The 20,793-nt window shown below is 72.6% G+C and carries 17 protein-coding genes and 1 pseudogene; 9 read left to right on the plus strand and 9 right to left on the minus strand.

The genetic code is table 11. From position 1 onward, the window contains the following. Window positions 1-113: 113 nt before the first annotated feature. The 3 genes from nhaA to ACIQ8B_RS08650 form a co-directional block, all read right to left on the minus strand. Entirely contained in the window at window positions 114-2,015 is a 1,902-nt protein-coding gene (nhaA, locus tag ACIQ8B_RS08640; protein WP_403546235.1) for a Na+/H+ antiporter NhaA, read from the minus strand. Window positions 2,016-2,201: 186 nt separating this feature from the next. Continuing rightward, window positions 2,202-4,601, minus strand: coding sequence for an HAD-IC family P-type ATPase (locus tag ACIQ8B_RS08645; RefSeq protein ID WP_403546236.1), 2,400 nt, complete (start codon window positions 4,599-4,601; stop codon window positions 2,202-2,204). A gap of 141 nt (window positions 4,602-4,742) precedes the next feature. After that, entirely contained in the window at window positions 4,743-5,036 is a 294-nt protein-coding gene (locus ACIQ8B_RS08650; RefSeq protein WP_403546237.1) for a DUF2530 domain-containing protein, read from the minus strand. Window positions 5,037-5,256: 220 nt separating this feature from the next. Between ACIQ8B_RS08650 and ACIQ8B_RS08655 the strand changes: the two genes are divergently transcribed. Then, on the plus strand, window positions 5,257-6,708 hold the full coding sequence (locus ACIQ8B_RS08655; protein ID WP_403546238.1) for an NCS2 family permease: 1,452 nt from the start codon (window positions 5,257-5,259) through the stop codon (window positions 6,706-6,708). A 22-nt stretch (window positions 6,709-6,730) separates the two neighbouring features. On the opposite strand, the gene ACIQ8B_RS08660 is transcribed toward ACIQ8B_RS08655, so the two are convergent. Further along, on the minus strand, window positions 6,731-6,913 hold the full coding sequence (locus ACIQ8B_RS08660) for a ribbon-helix-helix protein, CopG family (RefSeq protein WP_106413692.1): 183 nt from the start codon (window positions 6,911-6,913) through the stop codon (window positions 6,731-6,733). A gap of 262 nt (window positions 6,914-7,175) precedes the next feature. Here ACIQ8B_RS08660 and ACIQ8B_RS08665 point away from each other — a divergent pair, with 262 nt between their 5' ends. Continuing rightward, entirely contained in the window at window positions 7,176-7,613 is a 438-nt protein-coding gene (locus tag ACIQ8B_RS08665) for a MarR family winged helix-turn-helix transcriptional regulator (protein WP_290001451.1), read from the plus strand. Window positions 7,614-7,645: 32 nt separating this feature from the next. Beyond that, window positions 7,646-9,010: an MFS transporter gene (locus ACIQ8B_RS08670; protein ID WP_403546239.1), complete on the plus strand. Its 1,365-nt coding sequence runs from the start codon at window positions 7,646-7,648 to the stop codon at window positions 9,008-9,010. A 24-nt stretch (window positions 9,011-9,034) separates the two neighbouring features. Here ACIQ8B_RS08670 and ACIQ8B_RS08675 read toward each other — a convergent pair. Further along, window positions 9,035-9,596: pseudogene (locus ACIQ8B_RS08675) on the minus strand (Uma2 family endonuclease). A gap of 118 nt (window positions 9,597-9,714) precedes the next feature. On the opposite strand from ACIQ8B_RS08675, the gene thpR reads away from it, so the two are divergent. Continuing rightward, a complete protein-coding gene (gene thpR, locus ACIQ8B_RS08680; RefSeq protein ID WP_403546240.1) occupies window positions 9,715-10,287 on the plus strand; it encodes an RNA 2',3'-cyclic phosphodiesterase in 573 nt (190 codons plus the stop codon). 132 nt (window positions 10,288-10,419) lie between these two features. Here thpR and ACIQ8B_RS08685 read toward each other — a convergent pair whose 3' ends face one another. Both ACIQ8B_RS08685 and ACIQ8B_RS08690 read right to left on the minus strand, forming a co-directional pair. Continuing rightward, entirely contained in the window at window positions 10,420-11,412 is a 993-nt protein-coding gene (locus ACIQ8B_RS08685; RefSeq protein ID WP_290001443.1) for an aldo/keto reductase, read from the minus strand. 57 nt (window positions 11,413-11,469) lie between these two features. Further along, complete coding sequence (locus ACIQ8B_RS08690) at window positions 11,470-12,117, minus strand: GDSL-type esterase/lipase family protein (protein WP_403546241.1); 648 nt, start codon at window positions 12,115-12,117, stop codon at window positions 11,470-11,472. A gap of 118 nt (window positions 12,118-12,235) precedes the next feature. On the opposite strand from ACIQ8B_RS08690, the gene ACIQ8B_RS08695 reads away from it, so the two are divergent. Continuing rightward, window positions 12,236-13,216: a WD40 repeat domain-containing protein gene (locus ACIQ8B_RS08695; RefSeq protein ID WP_403546242.1), complete on the plus strand. Its 981-nt coding sequence runs from the start codon at window positions 12,236-12,238 to the stop codon at window positions 13,214-13,216. 10 nt (window positions 13,217-13,226) lie between these two features. Here ACIQ8B_RS08695 and ACIQ8B_RS08700 read toward each other — a convergent pair whose 3' ends face one another. Beyond that, on the minus strand, window positions 13,227-14,000 hold the full coding sequence (locus ACIQ8B_RS08700; RefSeq protein ID WP_290001436.1) for a TetR/AcrR family transcriptional regulator: 774 nt from the start codon (window positions 13,998-14,000) through the stop codon (window positions 13,227-13,229). Between the two features lie 86 nt (window positions 14,001-14,086). On the opposite strand from ACIQ8B_RS08700, the gene ACIQ8B_RS08705 reads away from it, so the two are divergent. The 3 genes from ACIQ8B_RS08705 to ACIQ8B_RS08715 are packed head-to-tail and all read left to right on the plus strand — an operon-like array spanning window position 14,087 to window position 16,136. After that, on the plus strand, window positions 14,087-15,052 hold the full coding sequence (locus ACIQ8B_RS08705) for an ATP-binding cassette domain-containing protein (RefSeq protein WP_403546243.1): 966 nt from the start codon (window positions 14,087-14,089) through the stop codon (window positions 15,050-15,052). Further along, the gene (locus ACIQ8B_RS08710; protein WP_290001431.1) at window positions 15,049-15,870 is read left to right on the plus strand and encodes an ABC transporter permease; all 822 of its coding nucleotides are present in this window, start codon (window positions 15,049-15,051) and stop codon (window positions 15,868-15,870) included. The genes ACIQ8B_RS08705 and ACIQ8B_RS08710 overlap by 4 nt, the downstream gene beginning before the upstream one ends. A gap of 29 nt (window positions 15,871-15,899) precedes the next feature. After that, on the plus strand, window positions 15,900-16,136 hold the full coding sequence (locus ACIQ8B_RS08715; RefSeq protein WP_403546244.1) for a hypothetical protein: 237 nt from the start codon (window positions 15,900-15,902) through the stop codon (window positions 16,134-16,136). A gap of 466 nt (window positions 16,137-16,602) precedes the next feature. On the opposite strand, the gene serC is transcribed toward ACIQ8B_RS08715, so the two are convergent. Continuing rightward, window positions 16,603-17,721: a phosphoserine transaminase gene (gene serC, locus ACIQ8B_RS08720; protein ID WP_290001427.1), complete on the minus strand. Its 1,119-nt coding sequence runs from the start codon at window positions 17,719-17,721 to the stop codon at window positions 16,603-16,605. A 193-nt stretch (window positions 17,722-17,914) separates the two neighbouring features. Here serC and ACIQ8B_RS08725 point away from each other — a divergent pair, with 193 nt between their 5' ends. Next, window positions 17,915-20,788: an FAD-binding and (Fe-S)-binding domain-containing protein gene (locus ACIQ8B_RS08725; protein WP_403546245.1), complete on the plus strand. Its 2,874-nt coding sequence runs from the start codon at window positions 17,915-17,917 to the stop codon at window positions 20,786-20,788. The last annotated feature ends 5 nt before the right edge of the window (window positions 20,789-20,793 follow it).

A 20,793-nucleotide genomic window follows, 5' to 3' on the forward strand; every position in this document is an offset into this window, starting at 1 on the left:
CCGCCCGGATGCCCCTGCCGGCCCCGGCGGGCCTCCTCCTCGCACGCCGGAGGGACTGAGGTCAGCCCCTCCGGCGTGCGGGGAGCGGGGTCCGGGGCGGAGCCCGGGGGCGGTCACGACTCCGCGGGCGTCGCGCCCGAGCCCTCGTGCCGGAGCTGTTCCAGTTCGCGCGCCAGGGTCTCCGCGTCGTACGGGCCCGTGTGGCGGCGGTTGCCGATGAAGAACGTCGGGGCGCCCTGGACGCCGCTGGCCTCGGCGCTGGCGGCGTCCCGGCGGACCCGCTCGGCCGCCCAGTCGGAGTCGAGGTCCTCCAGGAACCTCTCCATGTCGAGGCCGAGCTCGATGGCGTAGACGACGGTGTCCTCGTACTCCATCTCGTCCTGGTGCTGGTAGAGCAGGTCGTGCATCTCCCAGAAGCGGCCCTGGGCGTCGGCGGCCACGGCCGCCCGCGCGGCCAGTTCGGCGTGCGGGTGCACGTCGGGCAGCGGCAGGTGCCGGAACACGTAGCGGAACCGGTCGCCGAAGCGGTTCCGCAGCTCCTTGGTGACGCCCGTGGCGCGGGCGCAGAAGGGACACTCGAAGTCGCCGTACTCCACCAGGGTCAGGGGCGCGTCGACGGGACCGAGGATGTGATCGGTCTCCGGGTCGACCAGGCGGTCCAGGTAGCGGGGCAGGTCCGCGTCCGCCTGCCCGCCGAGGACGGTGGAGAGCCGGAACGCCAGCCAGCCGACCAGGCCGGCGACCAGCGCCGCGAGCAGCACGCCGACGGTGGCCCGGGCGAGGAGTTCCGGCTCGTCCTCGAAGGCGAGGCCGGCGATCAGCAGGGACACGGTGAACCCGATGCCGGACAGGGCGGCCCCGCCCAGCACATGGCCGTGCCCCACTCCGGTGGGCAGCCGGCCGAGCCCGAACCGGGCGCCGAGCGTGGCCCCGCCCCAGATGCCGATGAGCTTGCCGCCGACGAGCCCGGCCACCACGGCCCAGGTGAGGGCCGAGCCCAGCGCGTCGGTGAGGACCCCGTCCCGCAGGTCGACGCCCGCGTTGGCCAGCGCGAAGACCGGGACGATGAGGTAGCTCGACCAGGGGTGCAGGAACATCTGGAGCCGCTCGTTGACCGAGACGGCCTTCTGCAGCCCCCGGCGGGCCGTCCTGCCCACGTCCGCGCGGGGCGACTGGCGGAAGGCGCGGAAGAGCCGCGCGGCCTGCTCGACCCCCTCGCGGGACGGGTCCCGGGCGGGGATGAGGAGGCCGCCGAGCATGCCGGCGATGGAGGCGTGCAGCCCGGCGTTCAGGGTGGCCAGCCACATGACGAGGACGACCAGGACGTACGGGGAGGCCCGCCACACGTCGAAGCGGGACAGCGACGACAGGATCACGCCGAGCACGAAGGCGGCGATCAGCTCCGGCACCTGGATGGACCCGGAGTACACCACCCCGATCACGGTGACCGCGACGATGTCGTCGATGACCACGATGGCCAGCAGGAAGATCCGCAGGCTGGTGGCGAACCGGGGGCCCACCACGGCCAGCGCCCCCAGCATGAAGGCCGTGTCGGTGCCGATGACGATGCCCCAGCCGCCGGCCGCCTCGCCCCCCTGCGTGATCGCCAGGTAGAACAGAACGGGCACGACCATGCCGCCGAGGCCGGCGAGGCCCGGGATCATGATCCGCTCGCGGCTGTTCAGCGCGCCGACGGAGAGCTCGTAGCGGACCTCCAGGCCGATGACGAAGAAGAACAGGGCCATCAGACCGTCGTTGACCCAGTGCGCCAGGTCCATCGACAGCCGCGCGTCGCCCACCGCGACGGACGCCTCGGTGTGCCAGAGCGAGAAGTAGGACTCCGACCAGGGGGAGTTCGCCCAGAGGAGGGCCACCGCGACCGCGATCAGCAGCAGGCCGGAGCTGCCCGCCTCGGTCGCCAGGAAGGAGCGCACCGGAGCGGCCAGCTGGGCCGCCAGTTCGCCCCTGCGCGACCGGGACTGCGCTTCCGCGGACTTCTTCCCGGGCAGTTTCATGAGGTCTTCCGTCTCCGATCACCTGCGGCGGCAGACTCCATGGTCACCCACATCCCGGACATACCGCCCGGTCACCCGAGCCGCATTTCCTTCCTTTCCCCGCGTTCCCCCTCACTGTTCACACAAGTGGCGTATCTCGTCCCCCCGGCTGTCTCCCTCGGTCGCCCCCGGACCGCCCGGTCCGGTTCAGACGGGGAACCGGCGGTCCACCCACCGCCACAGGACCTCCAGGACCGCCGCCGTGACCGCCGCGACGGCGACCGCGGTCCACGGCATCGTCATGCCGACCAGGCGCAGGGCGAAGAACTCCTGCAGCCAGGGGACCACGAGGACCAGGAGGAAGCCGCCGGCCATCGTGGCGACCAGGGCGATCCGCCACCAGGTGTAGGGGCGGGCGATGATCGCCAGCACCCACAGGGAGATCAGGAACAGCGTCAGCGTCGCCGCGCTGGTCTCCGCGCCCAGCGCGCCCGGGCCGCTGTAGTGGCTGCGGGCCAGCAGGTACGTGGCGAAGGTGGCCAGCGCGGCCAGCACCCCGCCCGGGACCGCGTACCGCATGACCCGCCGGACGAAGTGCGGTCGCGCCCGCTCCTTGTTGGGGGCGAGGGCGAGGAAGAAGGCGGGGACGCCGATGGTCAGCGTGGACAGCAGGGTCAGGTGGCGCGGCAGGAACGGGTACTCCACCTGCGACAGCACCACCAGCACCGCCAGCAGCACCGAGTACACCGTCTTCACCAGGAACAGCGTGGCGACCCGCGTGATGTTGCCGATCACCCGGCGGCCCTCGGCCACCACCGACGGCAGCGTGGCGAAGCTGTTGTTCAGCAGCACGATCTGCGCCACCGCCCGGGTGGCCTCCGAGCCGGAGCCCATCGCCACGCCGATGTCCGCGTCCTTCAGCGCCAGCACGTCGTTCACGCCGTCGCCGGTCATCGCGACGGTGTGGCCCTTCGACTGGAGCGCGCCCACCATGGTCCGCTTCTGCTGGGGGGTGACCCGCCCGAAGACCGTGCCCGCCTCCAGCTCGCCGGCCATGGCCTCCGGCTCGGCGGGCAGCCGGCGCGCGTCCACCGCCGTGCCGGACAGGCCCAGCTTGGCGGCGACCGCCCCGACCGACACCGCGTTGTCGCCGGAGATCACCTTGGCCCGGACGTCCTGCTCCGCGAAGTAGCGCAGGGTGTCGGCGGCGTCGGGCCGCAGCCGCTGCTCCAGCACCACCAGCGCCACCGCCCGTACGCCGTCCACGGCGGCCGGGTCGTCGACGTCCACGCCCTCCCGGGCGCGGGCCAGCAGCAGCACCCGCAGGCCCTCGCGGTTCATCCGCTCGGTCTCGGCCAGCGCCGGGTCGTCGTGGCCGAGCAGCACGTCCGGCGCCCCGAGCAGCCAGGTGACGGGCCGGCCGTCGCCCTCGTCGAGGGTCGCGCCGCTGTACTTGCGGACCGAGGAGAAGGGCAGCGTGTCGGTGAGCCGCCAGTCGGTGGCGTCCGGGTACGCCTCGATGATCGCCTGCAGGGAGGCGTTCGGACGGGGGTCCGCCGAGCCCAGCTCGCCGAGCACCTTCCGTACGTACCTCTCGTCGGCGTCGCCCAGCACCCGCAGCTCGGTGACGTCCATGCCGCCCTCGGTGAGCGTGCCGGTCTTGTCCAGGCACACCGTGTCGACGCGGGCCAGGCCCTCGATCGCGGGCAGCTCCTGCACCAGGCACTGCTTGCGGCCCAGCCGGATCACCCCGATCGCGAAGGCGACGGAGGTGAGCAGCACCAGCCCCTCGGGCACCATCGGCACGATCCCGCCGACCGTCCGGGCGATGGAGTTCTTCAGCTCGTTGTCCTTGACCACGAGCTGGCTGATGACCAGGCCGATCGCGGTCGGCACCATCATCCACGTGACGTACTTGAGGATGGTGGAGATGCCGCTGCGCAGTTCGGAGTGGACCAGGGTGAAGCGGGACGCCTCCTCGGCGAGCTGCGCCGCGTAGGCCTCGCGGCCCACCCGGGTCGCCTGGAAGGAGCCGCCGCCCGCGACGACGAAGCTGCCGGACATCACCCGGTCCCCGGGCCGCTTCACCACCGGGTCGGCCTCACCGGTGAGCAGCGACTCGTCGATCTCCAGGCCGTCCGCCTCGACGACCACTCCGTCGACGACGACCTTGTCCCCCGGGCCGGTCTCGATGAGGTCGTCCAGCACGATCTCGGAGGTGCTGATCTCGGCGGCCGCCCCGTCCCGGCGCACGGTCGGCCGCACCTCGCCGATCAGCGCGAGCGAGTCCAGCGTCTTCTTCGCCCGCCACTCCTGGACGATCCCGATGCCGGTGTTGGCGAGGATCACATAGCCGAACAGGCTGTCCTGGAACGGCGCGACGATCAGCATGATCACCCAGAGCACGCCGATGATCGCGTTGAACCGGGTGAAGACGTTCGCGCGGACGATCTCCGTGATCGACCGGCTGCTGCGCACGGGTACGTCGTTGACCTGTCCGCGCGCCACCCGCTCGGCCACTTCCGCAGAGGTCAGTCCGGTCACCGGCGACGTGGCCGTGGCGGGCCGGACGGCATCGGTCCGGTCGCCCGCGTCGAGATGCGTCATGGAATCGACAGTACGTGCGGATCATGTGCCGTACCCACCGGGGTGGGGAAGATCCGACCAGGGGAGGACGGCCGTCGTACCGGGGTCCCACTGCCGGGGTGGTCGCGTCAGCTCCGTGCCGGAGGGGCCGGTCGGCCGGAATCAGTCGGTGCGCGCGGCCGGGCCGCGGCCGGGCTCGGCGCCGGACTTCTCGGCCCGCGCCCGCTTGATCGCGGCGTCGCGCCTGCGGACGTACCAGATGCCGATGAGGCCGAGGCCGCCGCCGGCCAGGCAGGTCCACACCCACCAGGTGTGTCCGTGCTCGTCGAACCAGCCGTAGAACGGGAGCTGCGCCAGGAAGAGGACGAACCAGAGGACGGTGCCGCCGGTGATGGTGGCGACCACGGGGCCCTCCAGGGGCTCCGGCGCCTCGTGCTTGGGGGTCCACTTCGCCATGCGGACAGCTTACGAGGAGCGCCGGCGGGGCGACGCCCCGCACCGGACGGCCCGGAGATGGAGCGGGAATCACACCGGCCGTCAGGGGTCTACGCGCGGAGATGGAGTCCGCGACGTTATATGTTCATACTGAATCCGTTTGCTTCTGACCACTTTCCTTCGTAGAAAACACCAAAGGCCCGGCTCCGGGGGGAGCCCGCCGGTGATGAGGTCCCTGCCCATGTCCACGTCGGCCCCCGCCAAGGCGCCCGTCCCCGAGCAGCCGGGGTCCGGTGGCGCGTCCGGCGCCCTCGACCGCTACTTCCGGATCTCCGAGCGCGGCAGCACGCTGCCGCGCGAGATCCGCGGCGGTTTCGCCACCTTCTTCGCGATGGCCTACATCATCGTGCTGAACCCGATCATCCTGGGCAGCGCGAAAGACATGTACGGCAACCAGCTGGACAACGGCCAGCTGGTCACCGCGACCGCCCTGACCGCGGCGTTCACCACGCTGCTCATGGGCGTCATCGGCAACGTCCCGATCGCCCTGGCCGCCGGCCTCGGCGTGAACTCGGTGGTCGCGCTCCAGCTCGCGCCCCGCATGTCCTGGCCCGACGCCATGGGCATGGTGGTGCTGGCCGGTTTCGTGGTGATGCTCCTGGTCGCCACCGGCCTGCGCGAGCGCGTGATGAACGCCGTGCCCTACGGCCTGCGCAAGGCCATCGCCATCGGCATCGGCCTGTTCATCATGCTGATCGGGCTGGTCGACTCCGGCTTCGTCTCCCGCATGCCGGACGCCGCCCAGACCACCGTTCCGCTCCAGCTCGGCGCCGACGGCCACCTCAACGGCTGGCCGGTCCTGGTGTTCGTGCTCGGCGCGCTGCTCACGCTGGCGCTGATCGTGCGCAAGGTGCCCGGCGCGATCCTCATCTCGATCGTCGTGATGACCGTCGTCGCGGTCGTCATCCACGCCGTCGCCGACGTGCCGTCCTGGGGCCTCACCTCGCCCGAGTGGCCCGGCAACCCGGTCGCCACCCCCGACTTCGGCCTGATCGGCCAGGTCAGCCTGTTCGGCGGATTCTCCGAGGTCGGCGTGCTGACCGGCGTCCTGTTCGTCTTCACCGTGCTGCTGTCGTGCTTCTTCGACGCGATGGGCACGATCATGGGCGTCTCGGACGAGGCCAAGCTCACCGACGGCGAGGGCCAGATGCCCGGCATCAACAAGGTGCTGTTCATCGACGGCGTCGCGGTCGCCGCGGGCGGGGCCAGCTCCGCCTCCGCCACCACCGCGTTCGTGGAGTCCACCGCCGGCGTCGGCGAGGGCGCGCGGACCGGCTTCGCCAACGTCGTCACCGGCGGTCTGTTCGCCGTGGCGCTCTTCCTGACGCCGGTCGCCACCATGGTCCCGTCCCAGGCGGCCACCCCGGCGCTGCTCGCGGTCGGCTTCCTGATCCTGGCCAACGGGATCAAGGAGATCGACTGGGCCGACCACACCATCGCCATCCCCGCCTTCGTGACGATGGTGATGATGCCGTTCACCTACTCGATCACCAACGGCATCGGGATGGGCTTCCTGACCTTCGTCGCGCTGCGCCTCGCGGCCGGCCGCGGCCGGGAGGTCCCGCCGGCGATGTACGTGGTGGCGGCGGTCTTCGCCTTCTACTACCTGATGCCGGCGCTGGGCCTGACCTGATCCACGCCGGGGGAGCGCGGGGTCAGGTGACCCCGTAGAACTTCTCCGTCTCCTCGACGGCGGTGCGGAACCGCTGGTCGAAGTCATCGCGCATGAGCGTCCGGACGACGTAGTCCTGGACGCTCATGCCGCGTTTGGCGGCATGGCCGCGGAGCCGTTCGAGCAGTTCGTGGTCCATCCGCAGGCTGAGCACGTCGGTCCCCATGCGGACGAGCGTCGCCGCACCTCCGGGTGCGGCGCGTGGCGTTTCACGCCTCGATCACTCGTATGGGTGATCTCAGGCCCAGGCTGTCCCGATTCCGGGCACCCGTCGGGGACGGACCGGCGGGTCCGGACCGACGGGGCGGAAGAAGCGGGACGGGAGCGGCGGGGCGGGACGGGAACGGCGGGACGAGGGTGGCGGGACTCACGCCGGGATCCCGCACCTCCAGTGTTCCTTAGTAAAGGTAATGAGTTACGCTAAAAACATGCCGGACCTCAGCCATGGCGACGACGCAGCCGCCGTGAACGCCCTCCGCTCCGCCGTGATGCGGCTGTCCCGTCGGCTCAAGCACCAGCGGGTCGACGAGTCGCTCAGCCCCACCGAGATGTCGGTGCTCGGCACCCTGGCCCGCTGCGGCAGCGCCACCCCGGGCGAGCTCGCCCGCAAGGAACACGTCCAGCCGCCGTCGATGACCCGCATCGTGGCGCTGCTGGAGACCAAAGGACTGGTCAGGCTCGAGCCGCACCCCGACGACCGGCGTCAGAAGGTCGTCACGCGGACCGAGCGGGCCGAGGCGATGCTCGAGGAGAGCCGGCGCAAGCGGAACGCGTTCCTCGCCACGCTGGTCGAGGAACTCGACGAGGACGAGTGGGCGACCCTGCGCGCCGCCGCCCCCGTGCTGGAGAAACTGGCGCACCTCTGAACGACCCCCGGCAGCCACAGGAGGCGAACCCTTTGAGTACGGGACCCGGAGCAGCTTCCGCCCCCGCACCTGACCCCCACGACACCAAGACCGCCCTCGACGCCCCCGCCCGCAGGAACTCCATGTTCTCCTCGCTGAGGATCAGGAACTACCGCCTGTTCTTCCTCGGTCAGGTCGTCTCCAACATCGGCACCTGGATGCAGCGCATCGCCCAGGACTGGCTGGTGCTCAGCCTCACCGGCTCCTCGGCCGCCGTCGGCATCACCACGGCCCTGCAGTTCCTGCCGATGCTGTTGTTCGGCCTGTACGGAGGAGTCCTCGTCGACCGGCTGCGCAAGCGGCCCACCCTGCTGGTCACCCAGTCCGCGATGGCCCTCACGGCGCTCGCGCTCGCCGCCCTCACCCTGACCGGCGCCGTCGAGGTGTGGCACATCTACGTCGCCGCCTTCGCCCTCGGCCTCGCGACCGTCGTCGACAACCCGGCCCGCCAGTCCTTCGTCTCCGAGCTGGTCGGCCCCGGACAGCTGCAGAACGCGGTCAGCCTGAACTCCGCGAACTTCCAGTCCGCCCGGCTGGTCGGCCCCGCGGTCGCGGGCCTGCTGATCACCGGTGTCGGCACCGGATGGGCGTTCCTGCTGAACGGCCTGTCCTTCGTCGCGCCGCTGACCGGCCTGATGCTGATGCGCACCCGCGAGCTGCACCCCGTCGAGCGCGCCCCGCGCGGCAAGGGACAGCTCCGCGAGGGCCTGCGCTACGTGGCCGGACGGCCCGACCTGCTCTGGCCGATCGTGCTGGTCGGCTTCATGGGCACGTTCGCCTTCAACTTCCCGGTCTACCTGTCGGCCTTCGCCGACGACGTGTTCCAGGGGGACGCGGGCGTCTACAGCATGTTCAACACGCTGATGGCGATCGGCTCCGTCTCCGGCGCCCTGCTCGCCGCCCGGCGCGGCACGGCCCGGCTGCGGCTGCTGATCACGGCCGCGCTGGCCTTCGGCGCACTGGAGATCCTCGCCGCCGCGTCGCCCGAGCTGTGGATGTTCGCGCTGATCATGGTCCCGCTGGGGCTGGTCTCCATGACGGTCAACGTCACCACCAACACCAGCCTGCAGATGTCCACCGACCCGTCGGTGCGGGGCCGGGTCATGGCCCTCTACATGATGGTCTTCCTCGGCGGCGCCCCCGTCGGCGCGCCGATCGTCGGCTGGATCACCGACACCTACGGCGCCCGCGTCGGCTTCGCGGCCGGCGGCGCCGTCGCGATGGCCGCGGCGGCCGTCATCGGCCTGATCCTGGCCCGCGTCGGAGGCCTGCGCCTCGCGGTCGGCTGGAACCACGGCCACCCCAGCGTCCGCGTGGTCCCCCGCGAACACCGGAGGACCCTGGCCCCGGCGGCGTGACCGCCGCCGGGCCCCGGGCCGCGGTCAGCCGCGGGGGAACTCGCCGGTCCCGAGCACGAGACCGACGACCGTCCCGGTCAGGTCGATCTCGGTGCCGAAGCCCGAAGCACACACTGCCGTGGTACTTCCCGTCCTTCGGCAGCGTGTGCAGGTGCCACTCGCCGGTGTACGGATCGACGATCAGGTACACGGGCACACCGGCGGCGGCGTATGCGTCCTTCTTCGGCCCGTAGTCGTTGTCCGCGGTCCTCTGCGAGATCACTTCGGCGATGAAGACGACATCCTCGCAACGCCACCGTCCCTTGCTGTTCCGGGTGGCGCCCTCGGCCAGCAGGGTCACGTCGGAGGCGAAACCGTTGAGGTGTCCCGGGTGATCGATGCGGACGCCGGACTTCAGGCGCTTGCGCGGGTACTTCGCGCGCAGTTGATCGTAGAGGTCCGCGATGATGTCCCAGTGGGTGTCCCGCTGCGGCGTCATGAAGATGTGCCCCCCGACGATCTCGGCCTTGTAACCCTCGGGGACGGGCGTCTTCTCCAGCCACTCGAACATCATGTCGAGCGTGAGTTCGTCGCCGCTCTCGGCCATCCCCATCCTGTCTTCGAGGACGGTCCTCGTGGCGCTCCTCCCCGGCCGACGCTCGATGCGTACAGCCGCGCGGTACAACGATACGCACGGTGACCAGGACGCGCGGGACACTGGAGGCATGAGACTCTTCGCCGCCGTGCTGCCGCCCGAGGACGTGATCGGAACGCTGGCCGCCGAGGTGGGCGGGCTGCGGGAGCTGCCCGGGGCCGGCGGGCTGCGGTGGACCGAGCGGGCCGGGTGGCACTTCACGCTCGCGTTCTACGGCGAGGTGGACGAGGAGACCGTGCCCGGGCTGACCGCGCGGCTGGAACGGGCCGCGGCGCGGACCGAGCCGTTCCGGCTGGCGCTCTCCGGCGGCGGCCAGTTCGGCCGGGGACGCGCCCTGTGGGCCGGGGCCGCGGGCGACCTGCGGACGATGCGACTGCTGGCCGAACGGTCCGAGGCGGCCGGACGCAAGGCGGGCGTGGACATGGACACGCACCGGCGTTACCAGGCCCACCTGACCGTGGCCCGCAGCCGGGACGCCGTCGACGTACGGCCGTACCTCGCGGCGCTGGAGGACTTCCGCAGCCGCACCTGGACCGTGCAGGAGCTGGTGCTGGTGCGCAGCCATCTGCCCCGGTCGGGCGTTCCCGGTGAGCAGCCCCGTTACGAGGCGGTCGCCCGCCGGGCACTCGGCGCGGCCCGTTAGGCTCGACGCGTGGACCCGAAGACCCGGAACCGGATCATGGCCGGTGCGCTCGTGCTGATGTTCGTCGTGGTGGCCCTGGCGGCGGCGCTCGGGAGGTAGCGCCGCCGCCGGTCCGTCAGGGCTCGCCCGCCGTCACCAGGCGAACGCCTCCGGCGACGGCCCCGGACCCGGGAAGATCTCGTCGAGCGAGGCCAGCAGCTCCTCGCTCAGCTCCAGCTCCACCGCCCGCAGCGCCGAGTCGAGCTGCTCGCGCGTACGGGGGCCGACGATCGGGCCGGTCACGCCGGGACGGGTGAGCAGCCAGGCCAGCGCCGTCTCGCCCGGCTCCGACCCGTGCTTCTCCAGCAGGTCCTCGTACGCCTGGATCCGCTTGCGGGCCGCCGGGTCGGCCAGGGTCTCCGCGGCCCGCCCGGAGGCGCGGCGGCCGCCCTCGGCCTCCTTCTTGATGACCCCGCCCAGCAGCCCGCCGTGCAGCGGCGACCAGGGGATGACCCCGAGCCCGTAGTCCCGCGCGGCCGGGACGACCTCCATCTCGGCGCGCCGCTCGGCGAGGTTGTACAGGCACTGCTCGCTGACCAGGCCGATGGTGCCGCCGCGCCGGGCGGCGATCTCGTTGGCCTGGGCGATCTTGTAGCCGGGGAAGTTGGAGGAACCGACGTAGAGGATCTTGCCCTGCTGGATCAGGACGTCGACCGCCTGCCAGATCTCCTCGAACGGGGTGGCCCGGTCGACGTGGTGGAACTGGTAGAGATCGATGTGGTCGGTCCCCAGCCGCTTCAGCGAGGCGTCCACCGCGCGCCGGATGTTCACCGCGGACAGCTTGTCGTGGTTGGGCCACGCCTCCCCGTCCGGGCCCATGTTGCCGTACACCTTGGTCGCGAGGACGACCTTGTCCCGGCGGCCGCCGCCCTGGGCGAACCAGCTGCCGATGATCTCCTCGGTGCGGCCCTTGTTCTCGCCCCAGCCATAGACGTTGGCCGTGTCGAAGAAGTTGATGCCGGCGTCCAGCGCCGCGTCCATGATGGCGTGACTGTCGGCCTCGTCGGTCTGCGGACCGAAGTTCATCGTCCCGAGGACGAGCCGGCTGACCTTGAGTCCTGTGCGTCCGAGCTGCGTGTACCTCATGGACGTCAAGCCAACGTCTTGGAGTGCGCTCGACGCAAGTGCTGCACGCGCGTCGCGTCAGGACGGCTTGTACGGGCCGCCCAGGGACCACTCGTGCCACATCGCCTCGGCGAACGCGCCCGCGATCTTGTGCTCGCCGCTCTCGTTGGGGTGCGTGCCGTCGTAGGTGTCCACGTGGAAGTCGTACGTCGCCGGGGGCGGGACGAGCAGCATCGGGGAGCGCGGTGTGTCCAGGTCGGCGACCGTCCCGGCCAGCAGGGCGTTGAACCGGCCGACCTGCCCCGCGAAGGTCTCGTCCGCCTCCACCCGGATGTTGCGGATCACCGGCATCACCGCCATCCGCACCTTCGGGCGGGCCGCGCGCGCCGCGGCGACGAAGGCGCGCACGTTGTCCGCGGTCTGCTCGGCGTTGGTGTAGAAGCCCAGGTCGATCAGGCCGAGCGACACCAGCAGCACGTCCGCGCGGCAGGAGCGCACCGCGTCGCCGACCAGCGGGGCCATGTGGCACCAGCCCTCGCCCCAGCCCGCCAGGTGGGCCCGGGGGAACTCCGGGTCGGCGTAGGCGTACGAGGTGGGGGCGTCCGTCGACGGGTCGTGCAGCGTCTCGCGCGGGCCGACCAGGGTGAAGGGGCCGCCGTACGCGGTGCACAGGTGCTGCCACAGCCGGTAGCGCCAGGTGTGTTCACCCGCGCTCCCGATCGTCATCGAGTCACCTACGGGCATGAACCTGAGCACCCGATCATCATGGTGGATCGGTGCGTTCACCGCGATGTGAGCCCCGACACCCGCACTCGGGGGCTCCGGCTGATGGCAGTCTTGGGTCATGCGCCGACCCTTCGCCCTGCTCGCCGCGGCCCTGCTGACGGCCGCGCTCGCCGTGCCCGCCTCCGCCGCCGACACCGACGACGAGGGGTTCACCGTCAACGACCCGCGCATCACCGAGTCCAGCGGGCTCGCCGCCTCCCGTCTCCACCCCGGCGTGTACTGGACCCACAACGACAGCGACGACGGCCCCTACCTCTACGCCGTCGACGGCGGCTCCGGCGACACGGTCGCCCGCCTCACCCTCACCGGCATCGGCAGCCCCCGGGACGTGGAGGCGATCGCGGTGGGCCCCGGCGACCGCCTCTTCGTCGCCGACATCGGCGACAACCTCGGCGGCACCTGGCCGTACGTGTGGATCTACGAACTCCCCGAGCCCGAGCGGCTGGAGGACGCCACCGTGCGGGCCACCCAGTACGTCGTGAAGTACGCCGACGGTCCGCGCGACGCCGAGGCGATGGTCGTGCACCCGAGGACCGGGCGGGTCTACATCATCGACAAGCACGAGGACGGCGGGCACCTCTACGAGGGGCCGGAGAAGCTCTCGCCGTCCGGTGACAACGTGTTCGAGCCGATCGCCCCGGTCGAGCTGTGGACCACCGACGCGGCGCTCTCCCCCGACGGGCGGCACCTCGCCGTGCGCGGCTACTTCGGGGGCATCCACTACGCCTGGAACGGCGGGAGGATCGAGCGCAAGGGGCGGCTGAGCGTGCCGCTCCAGGTCCAGGGCGAGTCGGTGACCTTCTCCGCCGACGGTTCCCGGCTGCTGTTCGGCAGCGAGGGGGAGCGGAGCGGGGTGGTGAGCCGTCCCGCGCCCGGCGCGGACGGGGACGGGGCGAGCGGCGGCCCCGGCTCCCGTGCGGACGGCGGCGGCGCCGCCGGCGACGGGACCGGCGACTCGGTGAAGGTCGGGGGCGCCGTGGTGGCCGCCCTCGTCGTGGCGGCCTTCTTCGGGCTGAGCAGGCGCCGGCGGAAGGGCTGAACCCGGGGCCTCAGCGCCCCTGTCCGGCCGCGCGCCGGGCGACGAACTCCTCCAGGCCGTCCAGGATGCGCTGGAGGCCGAACTCGAAGTGGTCGAAGTCGGTGCCGAAGGTGTCCTCGGAGAGCCCGGCCAGAACGGGATAGCGCCCGCTGTTCATGGCCCGCTCCAGGTAGGGGTGCTGGGCGTCCCAGAACTGCGCGTCCGTGAGCCCCGAGCTGCGCTCGGCCTCCTCCTGGTAGCGCTGGGTGCGGGCGGCCCCGGCCACGTATCCGTCGATCATCATGATCGCCGACATCAGTTCGGGGTCGGACAGGCCCATCGGCTTGATCCGGGAGAGCACCGTCTCCAGGCCGTCCAGGGCGTTCGGGCCGAGAACCGGGCGGGACTGGTTGACCTCCAGGAGCCAGGGGTGCCGCCGGTAGAGGGCGAGGGTGGCCCGGCCCAGCGCCTCCAGGGCCGACCGCCAGTCGCCGTCGCCCAGGTCCCCGGGGTCGTGCGGGTGCTGCACCCGCTCCAGCATCAGGTCGAGCAGTTCGGCCTTGCCGGGGACGTAGCGGTAGAGGGACATCGTGCCGGTGCCCAGTTCCGAGGCGATCCGGCGCATCGACAGCGCGCCGATGCCGTCCCGGTCGGCGACCTCGATCGCCGCCTCCACGATCCGCTCCAGGGTCAGCCCCGGCTTCGGGCCCCGGCTGGGCCGCTGTCCGGTGCCCCACAGCAGGTCGAGGGTGCGCGCGAGGTCGCCGCTGCCGCTGGTCTCCGTACCGCTTCCGCCGCTGCTCATGCAGGCAGTCTAGGTCCGCGCGAAAAAACTGAGTACGTCGTACGCGTCATCGGGTACGGTGTACCCGGTTTCTGGAAGGGGGACCCATGAAGGACGACGGGTACGCGGTCCTGGCCGAAGGGCTGAAGAAGCGGTACGGCGAGAAGCGCGCCCTGGACGGCTTCGACCTCGCCGTGCGGCCGGGCACGGTGCACGGACTGCTGGGACCGAACGGCGCGGGCAAGACCACCGCCGTACGGATCCTGTCGACGCTGATCCGGCTCGACGGGGGGCGGGCGAGGGTGGCCGGGCTCGACGTGGCGCACCGGGCGCGCGAGGTGCGGGCGCGGATCGGCCTCACCGGGCAGTACGCGGCGGTGGACGAGGTGCTCACCGGGCGGCAGAACCTGGAGATGTTCGGCAGGCTGTTCCACCTCGGCGGCCGGCGCGCCAAGGCGCGGGCGGCGGAGCTGCTGGAGCAGTTCGACCTGACCGACGCCGCCGACAAGGGCGTCGGCGACTACAGCGGCGGCATGCGGCGCCGGCTGGACCTGGCGGCGTCGATGATCCTCACGCCGGCCGTGCTGTTCCTGGACGAGCCGACGACGGGGCTCGATCCCCGCAGCCGGGGCGAAGTCTGGGACTCGGTACGGGCGTTGGTGGCCGGCGGCACGACCGTGCTGCTGACCACGCAGTACCTGGAGGAGGCCGACCGGCTGGCCTCCCGGATCACCGTCATCGACCGGGGCCGGGCCATCGCCGACGACACCCCGGACGGGCTGAAGAACCGCGTCGGCGGCGACCGCGTCGAGGTCGTGGTGGCCGAACGCTCGGACATCCCGCGCGTGGTGAAGGTGGTCGCCCGGGTCGCCGACGGCGAACCCGAGGCGGACGAGACCGAGTTGCGGGTGCACGCGCCCGTGACCGACCGGGTGGCCGCGCTCACGGACGTGGCACGCACCCTCCAGGACGAGGGCGTGCGGGTCGAGGACATCGGGCTGCGCAGGCCCAGCCTCGACGACGTGTTCCTGCGCCTGACCGGACACCGCACGGAGAAGGAGGCGGCGGCATGAGCGCGCTCGACCTGACCGGACCGGACGGCCGCGGCCGGGTGTACTGGGCGCTCGCGGACTGCTGGAACGTCGTCCGCCGGGGTCTGACCCACTACCAGCGCCAGCCCGTCAACATCGCCTGGCAGCTCGGCTTCCCCATCCTGTCGGTGCTGCTGTACGGCTATGTCTTCGGCAGCGCGATGCGGGTGCCGGGCGGCGGGGACTACAAGGACTTCCTGATGCCGGGCATGTTCGTGATGACCATGGCCTTCGGCTTCATCAACACCGCGACCGTCGTGGTCTACGACTCCACCAAGGGCGTCATCGACCGCTTCCGCTCGATGCCGATGGCGTCGTCGGCGGTGGTGGCCGGACGCGGGGTGACCGATCTGATCGTCGCCTGCGCCGAGTTGGCCATTCTGATGCTGACCGCGCTGGTCATGGGCTGGCGGCCGGACGGCGGCTGGGAGTTCCTCGCCGCGTTCGGGCTGCTGCTGTGGCTGCGGTTCGCGCTGATCTGGCTCGGGGTCTGGCTGGGGCTGATGGTGCCCAACCCGGAGGCGGCGGGAGGCCTGTTCGCGGTGGCGTTCCCGCTGACGATGATCTCCAGCATCTTCGTCGCCCCGCAGCTCATGCCCGACTGGCTGGGCTGGGTGGCCGCCTGGAACCCGATCTCCTCCACGGCCGCGGCGACCCGTGAGCTGTTCGGCACGCCGGTGGGCGGCGGCGACTCGTGGGTGGAGCAGCACGCGCTGCTGATGGCCGGGGTGTGGCCGGTGATCCTGACGGCGGTCTTCCTGCCGCTCGCGGTGCGGAGGTTCCAGCGTCTCAGCAGGTGAGGCGGGGGTCGCGGCTACCGTGCGGCGGCATGGGACCGTACAGATGTCCGATCGAGGAACTGCCGGGTGAACCGGGGCGGTTGTGGCCGGAGTACCACCTCCGGGAACCGGTGAGCGGCGTGGGGGACCGGGACGGCATCGACGAGTGGAGCGTGTCCGTGCGGCTGGAGCGGTTCCGGAACCGCGCCGTCGGCGGGGTCGTCGGCTCGCCGGCCTTCTCCCGGTTCCGGCAGGACGAGCGGTTCAGCCCGTCCCCCCGGCGCTGACGCGCAGGGGGGACGGCCTCGATCTCTTCCCCACGGTCCTGGGCTGCTGCGACCTCGGGCGGGGCGGCTGCTCGCAGGAGTTCCGGGACACCGTGACGTCCGCCGACGGCGACCTGCTCGTCCTGACGGACGTCCGGCCGGCCCCGGAGTGGCGCGGGGCCGGCCTCGGCTCCGCGCTCGCCTGCCAGGCGCTGTGGGCGCCGGGTGCGGCGCGGTGGCCGCAGGCACGGGGGCGCCCGCGCTCACGGCCCTGTGCGGGGCCATCGGCTTCCGGCGCCGTCCCCGGCACCTGGGCCTCCCCCTCGACCCCGCCACCGAGGAGGCGCCGGACGCGCGGGAGGAGCAGCGCGGACGGTACGACGCGCTGGCGGACGCCTGGCGCGCGGCGCACGCGGGTGAGGCGACGCGGAAGGGCGCCCGGTGGGGGTCCGCCGGGCGCCCTTCTCGTGCGGTGCGGGAGCGTGGACTACAGCTGCTCGATGACGTAGTCGACGCACTTCGTCAGGGCCTCGACGTCCGCCGGGTCGATCGCCGGGAACATCGCGACGCGGAGCTGGTTGCGGCCCAGCTTGCGGTACGGCTCGGTGTCGACGACGCCGTTGGCGCGCAGGACCTTGGCGACGGCGGCGGCGTCCACCTCGTCGGTGAAGTCGATCGTGCCGATGACGGCGGACCGCTTCGCCGGGTCGGTGACGAACGGGTTGGCGAACTTCACGCCCTCGGCCCAGCCGTACAGGGTGCGCGCGGAGGTCGCGGTGCGGCGGACCGCCCAGTCCAGGCCGCCCTGGCCGTTGATCCACTCCAGCTGCTGGTTCAGCAGGAACAGGGTGGCGAGCGCCGGGGTGTTGTACGTCTGGTTCTTGCGGGAGTTGTCGATCGCCGTCGGCAGCGAGAAGAACTCCGGGACGTGCCGGCCGCTCGCGTGGATCCGCTCGGCGCGCTCGATCGCGGCCGGGGAGAACACGCCGATCCACAGGCCGCCGTCGGAGGCGAAGGACTTCTGCGGGGCGAAGTAGTAGACGTCCGTCTCGGCGATGTCGACCGGCAGGCCGCCCGCGCCGGAGGTGGCGTCCACCAGGACCAGCGCGCCCTCGTCGGCGCCGGCGACGCGCTGGATCGGCATGGCGACGCCGGTGGAGGTCTCGTTGTGGGTGAGGGCGTACACGTCCACGCCCGCCTCGGCGACCGCCTCCGGGTGCGTGCCCGGGTCGGAGGAGATGACGTCCGGGTCGGCCAGCCACGGGGCGAGCTTGGCGGCCTTGGCGAACTTGGAGCTGAACTCGCCGAAGCTGAGGTGCTGCGACTTGTTCTCGATCAGGCCGTGGGTCGCGATGTCCCAGAACGCGGTGGACCCGCCGTTGCCGAGGATCACCTCGTAACCCTCGGGGAGCTGGAACAGCTCGCGGATGCCCTCGCGCACGGCGCCGACCAGGTTCTTCACCGGGGCCTGGCGGTGGGACGTGCCCAGCAGGGACGTGCCGGTCGCGGCCAGCGCGTCCAGCGCTTCCGTCCGCACCTTGGAGGGACCCGCACCGAAACGACCGTCGGCGGGCTTGATGTCAGCAGGAATCCGGATCTCAGCCACGAGCGGAGCCTAGCGGCTGAGGGAAATCCGGGCGAAGCATCGTCCGTCCGCTGAGACGAACCGCTGGGACGAACCGCTGGAACGCGCCACCGGGACGCGCCACCGGGACGCGCCACCGGGACGGGGGGGCGGACGGGCCGGGCGAGGCCGAGGACGCCGCCCGCGCCGCGTCCCGCGGGGGCATCCTGAGAACATGACGGATCAGCGGGAACTGGCGGCGGCGCTGCGTTCGGCGGTGGGCGGCGAGGTGGACTTCGGCGTCACCGCGCGGGCGCTGACCACGATGGACGCCTCCAACTACCGCCGGGTCCCGCTCGGCGTGGTCGCCCCCCGGGACGCCGACGACGTCGCGGCGGTGCTGGCGGTGTGCCGGGAGCGCGGGGTGCCCGTGGTGCCGCGCGGCGGCGGCACGTCCATCGCGGGGCAGGCGACCGGCACGGGCGTGGTGCTCGACTTCACACGGCACATGAACCGCCTGCTGTCCCTCGACCCGGAGGCGGGCACCGCCGTCGTCCAGCCCGGCCTCGTCCTCGACCGGCTCCAGGAGGCCGCCGCCCCGCACGGCCTCCGCTTCGGCCCGGACCCGTCCACCCACGGCCGCTGCACCCTCGGCGGCATGATCGGCAACAACTCCTGCGGCTCCCACTCGGTCGCCTGGGGCACCACCGCCGACAACGTGCGCACCCTGTCGGTGATCACCGCGCGCGGCGAGCGGCTGCGCCCGGGACCCGGCTGGGCGGGCGCCCCGGCGGGCCTGCGCGACCTCGTCGACGGCGAACTGACGCGCCTGCGCACCGCCTTCCCCGACCTGCCCCGCCGCATCTCCGGCTACGCGGTGGACGCCCTGCTGCCCGAGAACCGCGCCGACGTCGCCCGTTCCCTCTGCGGCTCGGAGGGCACCCTCGCCGTGCTCACCGAGGCCGAGCTGACCCTCGTGCGGGCGCCCCGCGCGCGGGCGCTCGCCGTGCTGGCGTACGCGGACGAGAGCGGGGCCGCGCAGGCGGCGGCGGGGCTGCTGCCGTACCGGCCGCTGACCGTGGAGGGCATGGCGGCCGATCTGGTGCCGTCCGCCGCGGACCTGCCGCGCGGGGGAGCGTGGCTCTTCGTCGAGGCCGGCGGGGACACCGGGGCGGAGGCGCGCGCGGCCGCCGAGGCGATCGTGCGGGCGGCGGACGTCGTGGACGCGCTGGTGGTCACCGACCCGGCCCGGCAGCGCACCCTGTGGCGCATCCGGGAGGACGCGAGCGGCACCGCGACCCGGATGCCCGGGGGCGGTGAGGCGTGGCCCGGCTGGGAGGACTGCGCGGTGCCGCCCGCCCGGCTCGGCGCGTACCTGCGGGACTTCCGGGCGCTGCTCGCCGAGCACGGCCTGCGCGGCATCCCGTACGGGCACTTCGGGGACGGCTGCATCCACGTACGCATCGACTTCGACCTGCTGACCGGGCCGGGCGTCGCCCGCTTCCGGCGCTTCTCGGAGGAACTGGCCGATCTGGTCGTCGCCCACGGCGGTTCGCTGTCGGGGGAGCACGGGGACGGGCGGGCGCGGGCCGAACTGCTGCCGCGCATGTACGGCGCGGAGACGGTCGCCCTCTTCGAGCGGGTGAAGGGGGTGTGGGACCCGGACGACCTGCTCAACCCCGGCATGCTGGTCCGCCCCGCCCCCCTCGACACGGACCTCCGCTTCTCCGTCCTGCCGCGCGGACCGGTCGACGTCGCCTTCGGCTACCCCGCCGACGCCGGCGACTTCTCGGCCGCGGTGCGGCGCTGCGTGGGCGTCGCCAAGTGCCGTACGACGTCCGCGCCGGGGTCCGCCGTGATGTGTCCGTCGTTCCGGGCGACGGGCGAGGAGGCGCACTCCACGCGCGGGCGCGCCCGGCTGCTGCACGAGATGCTCGCGGGCGAGGTGGTGACCGACGGCTGGCGCTCCGCCGAGGTCCGGGACGCGCTCGACCTGTGCCTGTCCTGCAAGGGGTGCCGCTCCGACTGCCCGGTCGGCGTCGACATGGCCACGTACAAGGCGGAGTTCCTGCACCACCACTACGCGGGCCGCCGCCGTCCCGCCGCCCACTACGTGATGGGGTGGCTGCCGGTGTGGCTGTCCTGGGCCGCCCGGACCCGGACTGCGGGGGCGGCGAACGCGCTGGCCTCGGCCGGCCCGCTCGCGCGCCTGGCGAAACGGCTCGGCGGGATCGCGGGCGAGCGGGAGATCCCGCGTCTGGCGGGCGAACCGTTCACCCGCTGGTGGCGGCGCAGGCGGCCGTCCGCCGCGGGCGGGGGCACGCTGGTGGTGCTGTGGCCGGACACCTTCACCGAGCACCTGTCGCCGTCGGTGGGCCGGGCGGCCGTGCGGGTGCTGGAGGCGGCGGGACTGCGGGTGGCGCTGCCCCCGACGCTGCGGCCGCGGCCGGGCGGACGGGTGGGCGACGCCCGGTCACGTTCGGCGCTGTCCCTGATCACGGCGCGGCGCGGCCGGGTCTGCTGCGGTCTGACGTACCTCTCCACCGGCCAGCTCGACCGCGCCCGCACGGTGCTGCGGCGCACGCTCGATCTGCTGGAACCGGTCCTCGCCGCGGACGCGCCCCTGGTGGTTCTGGAACCGAGCTGCGCGGCCGCCCTGCGCACGGACGCCCCGGAGCTCCTCCACGACGACCCGCGCGCGGCTCGACTCGCCTCCCGGGTCCTGACGTTCGCGGAGACCCTGGAACGGCACGCCCCCGGCTGGACCCCGCCGGCCGTGAACCGCCCGGTCACCGGCCAGACCCACTGCCACCAGCACGCGGTCCTGGGCGACGGCCCCGACCGCAGACTGCGGGAGGCGGCCGGACTCAAGGGCGAGTTGAGCGGCGGCTGCTGCGGTCTGGCGGGCAACTTCGGTTTCGAGGAGGGCCATGAGGGTGTCTCGCGCGCGTGCGCGGAGGAACAGCTGCTGCCGTCGGTGCGGGAGGCGCCGGAGAACGCGGTGGTCCAGGCCGACGGCTTCTCCTGTCGCACGCAGCTGGAGCAGCTGGGAGGCGTCAGGGGCCGCCACCTGGCGGAGATCCTGGCGGAGGCGCTGGACGAGGAGTGACTCCC

Source organism: Streptomyces sp. NPDC096105, assembly GCF_044763335.1.
Lineage (GTDB): Bacteria > Actinomycetota > Actinomycetes > Streptomycetales > Streptomycetaceae > Streptomyces.

Coding starts and splice junctions, on each gene's coding strand:
- nhaA (WP_403546235.1), bottom strand. CDS start 2,015: ATGAAACTGCCCGGGAAGAAGTCCGCGGAAGCGCAGTCCCGGTCGCGC.
- ACIQ8B_RS08645 (WP_403546236.1), bottom strand. CDS start 4,601: ATGACGCATCTCGACGCGGGCGACCGGACCGATGCCGTCCGGCCCGCC.
- ACIQ8B_RS08650 (WP_403546237.1), bottom strand. CDS start 5,036: ATGGCGAAGTGGACCCCCAAGCACGAGGCGCCGGAGCCCCTGGAGGGC.
- ACIQ8B_RS08655 (WP_403546238.1), top strand. CDS start 5,257: ATGTCCACGTCGGCCCCCGCCAAGGCGCCCGTCCCCGAGCAGCCGGGG.
- ACIQ8B_RS08660 (WP_106413692.1), bottom strand. CDS start 6,913: ATGGGGACCGACGTGCTCAGCCTGCGGATGGACCACGAACTGCTCGAA.
- ACIQ8B_RS08665 (WP_290001451.1), top strand. CDS start 7,176: ATGCCGGACCTCAGCCATGGCGACGACGCAGCCGCCGTGAACGCCCTC.
- thpR (WP_403546240.1), top strand. CDS start 9,715: ATGAGACTCTTCGCCGCCGTGCTGCCGCCCGAGGACGTGATCGGAACG.
- ACIQ8B_RS08685 (WP_290001443.1), bottom strand. CDS start 11,412: ATGAGGTACACGCAGCTCGGACGCACAGGACTCAAGGTCAGCCGGCTC.
- ACIQ8B_RS08690 (WP_403546241.1), bottom strand. CDS start 12,117: ATGACGATCGGGAGCGCGGGTGAACACACCTGGCGCTACCGGCTGTGG.
- ACIQ8B_RS08695 (WP_403546242.1), top strand. CDS start 12,236: ATGCGCCGACCCTTCGCCCTGCTCGCCGCGGCCCTGCTGACGGCCGCG.
- ACIQ8B_RS08700 (WP_290001436.1), bottom strand. CDS start 14,000: ATGAGCAGCGGCGGAAGCGGTACGGAGACCAGCGGCAGCGGCGACCTC.
- ACIQ8B_RS08705 (WP_403546243.1), top strand. CDS start 14,087: ATGAAGGACGACGGGTACGCGGTCCTGGCCGAAGGGCTGAAGAAGCGG.
- ACIQ8B_RS08710 (WP_290001431.1), top strand. CDS start 15,049: ATGAGCGCGCTCGACCTGACCGGACCGGACGGCCGCGGCCGGGTGTAC.
- ACIQ8B_RS08715 (WP_403546244.1), top strand. CDS start 15,900: ATGGGACCGTACAGATGTCCGATCGAGGAACTGCCGGGTGAACCGGGG.
- ACIQ8B_RS08725 (WP_403546245.1), top strand. CDS start 17,915: ATGACGGATCAGCGGGAACTGGCGGCGGCGCTGCGTTCGGCGGTGGGC.